This is a genomic window from uncultured Campylobacter sp., from assembly GCF_938018145.1.
GTDB lineage: Bacteria > Campylobacterota > Campylobacteria > Campylobacterales > Campylobacteraceae > Campylobacter_A.
This window is the reverse complement of record NZ_CALIII010000411.1, coordinates 1-4,627: the sequence shown is the minus strand read 5'-3', so window position 1 is coordinate 4,627 and position 4,627 is coordinate 1. Positions and strand designations below refer to the sequence as shown.

General features: G+C 48.8%; 6 protein-coding genes. 3 read left to right on the top strand and 3 right to left on the bottom strand.

Going from position 1 to position 4,627, the window contains the following annotated elements; translation table 11 throughout:
• The coding region (gene proB, locus Q0338_RS09475; protein WP_298086532.1) for a glutamate 5-kinase at positions 1-671 on the bottom strand (671 nt) is incomplete at its 3' end.
• A gap of 176 nt (positions 672-847) precedes the next feature.
• Between proB and Q0338_RS09470 the strand changes: the two genes are divergently transcribed.
• Genes Q0338_RS09470 through Q0338_RS09460 form a run of 3 tightly spaced genes read left to right on the top strand, consistent with a single transcriptional unit; the run spans position 848 to position 3,634 of the window.
• Positions 848-1,855, top strand: a complete 1,008-nt coding sequence (locus tag Q0338_RS09470; RefSeq protein ID WP_298086531.1) for an ABC transporter substrate-binding protein — start codon at positions 848-850, stop codon at positions 1,853-1,855.
• Positions 1,845-2,876: an iron ABC transporter permease gene (locus tag Q0338_RS09465; RefSeq protein ID WP_298086530.1), complete on the top strand. Its 1,032-nt coding sequence runs from the start codon at positions 1,845-1,847 to the stop codon at positions 2,874-2,876. The genes Q0338_RS09470 and Q0338_RS09465 overlap by 11 nt, the downstream gene beginning before the upstream one ends.
• The gene (locus Q0338_RS09460; protein ID WP_298086529.1) at positions 2,873-3,634 is read left to right on the top strand and encodes an ABC transporter ATP-binding protein; all 762 of its coding nucleotides are present in this window, start codon (positions 2,873-2,875) and stop codon (positions 3,632-3,634) included. The genes Q0338_RS09465 and Q0338_RS09460 overlap by 4 nt, the downstream gene beginning before the upstream one ends.
• Here the strand turns inward: Q0338_RS09460 and Q0338_RS09455 are convergent, their stop codons facing one another.
• Positions 3,635-4,288, bottom strand: coding sequence for a winged helix-turn-helix domain-containing protein (locus tag Q0338_RS09455; protein ID WP_298086528.1), 654 nt, complete (start codon positions 4,286-4,288; stop codon positions 3,635-3,637).
• A gap of 6 nt (positions 4,289-4,294) precedes the next feature.
• On the bottom strand, positions 4,295-4,627 hold a 333-nt coding region (locus Q0338_RS09450), incomplete at its 5' end, for a NapC/NirT family cytochrome c (protein ID WP_298086527.1).

Here is a 4,627-nt window from a genome sequence, read left to right as displayed (position 1 = left end):
GTGCGCATGCCGCCGGTGCCAAATTTACTGCCCTCCGCGCCCGCAGCCGCTCTAATGCTATCATCTAAATTTTCGACCAAATTTATAAATTTAGCGTCCGCAAAAACGCTTGGATTTTTATCGTATAGCCCGTCGATATCGGTCAAAATCACGAGCAAATCAGCTTCGATTAGCCCCGCAACCAGCGCGCTTAGCGTGTCGTTATCGCCCACTTTCACGCCCTTGATACCCTCGCCCACGACGGGATCGTTTTCATTGATGACGGGGATGATTTTTTTAGCGAGCAAGGAGCGCAGGACGCTGCGCATATTTAGGTAGCGGCGGCGGTCGCTAAAGTCGTCCTTGGTTAGCAGTAGCTGCGCGATCGTCTTGCCGTGCGCCCAAAATAAAATTTGATAAAGATGGATGAGCGAGACCTGCCCGATGGCGGCCAGAGCTTGCTTTTCGACGATGGATTTTGGCTTGTGCGCGAGCTTCATCTGCCCCATGCCCGCACCCACGGCGCCCGAGGTTACGAAGACCACTTCGGCGTTTTCGTTTAGCTCGCTCAAATTTGCCACGATTTGCTTGATTTTGTCCTCGTTTAGCGAACCGTCCGCGTTTGCCAGCGTTGAGGTGCCGATTTTTACGACGATGCGTTTTACGCCGCCTAGAAGCTCTTTTCTGTCCATTTTACCGCTCCGAAATTTTTGAAAATTATACCCAAAACGGCTTATTTTAAATTTTAGCTTTATAGCGCGGCGATGGAGCGAAATTTAGGTAAATTTAATCAGGCGGCGCGGAGGTCAAGATCGCTTCTCCGCTTGAGCGAGTCGCTACGATCGACGACGGCTTTGTCGAGAGCGTCATGACGCATCTTGGCGTCATCGACAAAGTAAAACTCATCGGCTCGTGGTCTATGAAGCGAGACTACAAATACGACTTCACCACCAAAGCGGGCGAAAACTATACCCTTCGCGGATGGAACGTCATGAAGTATCTGCATCCGTGGCTAAATGACCTGCCTTGCGTAAATTCTCCGCAAGGAAACGTCATAAATTTTGAAGCTCTAGCAAACGAAAATCCGCAGCTAGTGATCCTTCGTATCGGAGACTGCACGCTGCGCGGCTCAAATAAAGACGCGGTAGAAAAAACGATCGCTACTATCGAGGCGCTAGGGATACCTCTTGCCGTGATCTATGCTCCAAGAGGCGCTGAAATCGCAACCATGCAAGAGGAGATGCGAGTGCTCGGAGAGATATTCGGGCAAAAGGACAAGGCTCTAAAGCTCTTTGAATACCTCGATAAAACCCAAAAACTCGTGCAGGAGCGCACGGCAAATTTAAAAGAGGATCAAAAGGTCAGCATGCTCTACATGGGGCTTAATCCAAACATCCGCAAAAACGGCGGCGTGGCGAGCGCTTACGGCGTAAATACCCCAGAATCCTTCATCATCGAAAATATCGCGGGCGCTAAAAACGCATTTAGAGGCGACGGCTCAAACGTGATCTTAAGCACCGAGCAGCTCTACGCGATAGATCCCGACGTCATCGTGCTGCCGACCTCAAACGGCTACCATCCCGCGAGCGAGCTTTTAAATTCGGCAGATTTTGAAAAACTAGAGGAGCTAAAAGCGATCAAAAACAAGCGCGTTTACGCCATGCCGTGGTCGCCGATGAACTGCGCGCGCCGCGTGGAGTATCCGATAGATATCCTAATAATCGCAAAAGCGGCCTATCCGCAGCTCTTTTCGGACATCAAGGTTCATAAATTCGTCATCGATTTTTACAAAGACGTTTACGGCGTGAGCGAGGAGCAGGCAAAGGCGCTTAGAAGCGAGCAAATTTTAGACTGGACGGTAGAGAATGACTTTTAAGCCCGGCGCTTTTAAGTCAAATTTACTATTTTTATTCGTTCTTTTGGGCGCGCTTTTGGTTTGTATGATCGCGGCACTCATGCTCGGGGATTATAAAATTTCGATCGCTAAAATTTTAGACGTTTTAAATTTGAAAATTTTTGACATCCTCGCCGCAGGCATCTCTAAGATGGATCAAACCGTCATCTTTGAAATCAGAATGCCTAGAATTTTAACCGCCGTGATAGTGGGCTTCGCGCTTTCAAACGCGGGCGCGATATATCAGGCCTGCTTTAAAAACCCGCTCGTAGAGCCCTTTATACTCGGAGCGAGCTCGCGCGCGGCCCTGGGTGCGGCGCTAGCGATACTGTTTTCAGGCATATTTTTTAATATCGCTTTAAGTGCGTTTGCATTTTCGTTTTTTGCGGTATTTTTGTCCTACACGCTCGCAAAAAACGGCGGCATAGTGCCCGTGGTGGGGCTTATCCTATCGGGCGTCATCGTAAGCTCGATATTTTCGGCGTGCGTATCGATCGTAAAATACGTAAGCGAGGACGCGCAGCTAAGAGAGATCACATTTTGGATGATGGGCGGGCTGTACTACTCCAAATGGCAAAGCCTAGGCGAGATCGCCTCGGTCACGGGAGTTTGCTTTTTGGCGCTTTGCACGCTTGCGTGGAAGTTAAATTTGCTAAGTCTAGGCGACGATCAGGCAAGAAGCCTCGGCATAAATCCCGAAAAATACAAGCTTATCTTTATAACGATCGCTACTTTGATGACCGCAGTGTGCGTGGCAAACGTGGGCATCATCGCGTGGATAGGGCTCATCATGCCTCACGTCGCGCGCCTCATAAGTGGACCTGATAACAGATGGGTGCTGCCGCTATCGGGGCTCATAGGAGCGCTCTATCTGCTCGTATGCGACACGCTCGCGCGCACGGTAGCGATGGCCGAGATTCCCGTGGGCATCATAACCTCTTTGGTGGGCGCGCCCTTTCTCATCGCGCTTTTAAGAAGCAAGGCAAAGGAGCTGCTAAAATGATACTGCAAACGAAAAATTTATCCTTTAGCTACGGGGGATTCGGGCTAGAAGACGTAAGCATCGAGATCAAAAGAGGCAGCATATGCGGGCTTTTGGGCACTAACGGCAGCGGCAAGAGCACGTTTTTTAACTGCTGTATGAAATTTTTGCATATCAAAGGCGGCGAAATTTATGTGGGTTCGCAAAACACGAAGCACAAAAGCCCCGCATGGATGGCTAAAAACATAGCCTACGTCGCGCAGCACACCGAGCTGCATTTTCCGTTTTTCGTAAGGGATATCGTCCTGATGGGGCGCTCCACGCACGTAAAGAGCCTATTTGGCTTTAGTAAAGAGGACAAAAGGGCGGTGAGCGAGGCGATGGAGTTTATCGGTATCTCGCATCTAGCCGATAAAAAGATGAACGAGCTTAGCGGCGGGCAGCGGCAGCTAGTTTTTATCGCTAGAGCGCTCGCGCAGGATACGCCGCTGATACTACTTGACGAGCCGACGTCCGCGCTTGATTTTAAAAACCAGATCACGCTTTGGAAAATTTTAAAAAAGATCGCTGCGGGCGGCAAGACGATCGTCATCTGCACGCACGAGCCAAACCACATCCTTTGGTTTTGCGACGAAGTGATAGTCTTCCGTGACGGGCGGATCGTCTCAAAAGGCAGCGTCGCGCAGGTTTTAAACGACGAGCTGCTGGCTAAAATTTACGGCGACGTCTGCACCTTTGAAAGGCTCGCGCAAAAAGAGGTGATCCTGCCTAAGCTCTAGCTACTCCTCCAAACTATACCCGATACTGCGCACGGTTTTTATTAGCTCAAAAGGTAGCTTCGCGCGTAGCTGACGCACGAGCGAGCGCAGGCGATCGGACGAGACGTTTTCGTCCTTATAGATACTCCACTCAAGCTCCTGGATCGTTACTACGTGCGGGGCGTTTTTGGCCAAAATTTCTAAAAACAATCCCTCTTTTTTGCCTAGCATTATATTTGTGCCGTTTATGTGCAGAGTGAGGCTGTTTTTGTCGTATATAGCGCCGTTTTTTAGCTCAAATTTGCTTCCGAGCAAAATTCGGCAGTTTCTAAACACGCGAAACAAAAACTCCTCCGGCAAAAAAGGCTTAACCATAAAATCGTCGTACTTGGCGTAGTAAATTTTCTTATAAAGCGCGGGGATAGCCTTGTCTACAAGGATCATAACGGGAGTTAGGCTCCCGTTATCTCGCAGAAATTTGACCGAGTCGAAATTTGCCAGATCCTTCGTCTTTACGTCGATGACGTAAAAGATGTAGCGGTTGCCGCTATAGTAATCCTCTTTTAGCTCGCTTAAATTTTCAAAACGAACTATGCGGATGTTAAAGCGGTAAAGCGCGGCGTTGAGGTTTAGCTGCATCTGCACGTCGTCGCTAACAAGCAAAATTTTCTTCATTTTAGCCTACTTTTTGGTGACGTTATCCTCTTTGTTATCTACCTTCGGCCCCACATAATCCTCCCCAAAATAAGCCTTCTTTATCTCTTCTTTTTTGATTGCGGCTTTCTTTTCGTAGATTTTGTATTCAGGCTTCCAGTAGTTTAGCATATTGTTTAGCCCGCTGTGGCCTACCTCGGCGTGACAGCTAGCGCAGGTTAGTTGCTTATCGGTATTTAGCAAGCTTTGATAGTGAGCGTGCATCTTTTGAGCCTGGGCTGAGGTTAGCTTATTATCTACCAAATTCGTATGGCAGCTAACGCAACCGTTATCAAATACGAAGTGCTCTCTTTTCTCTCT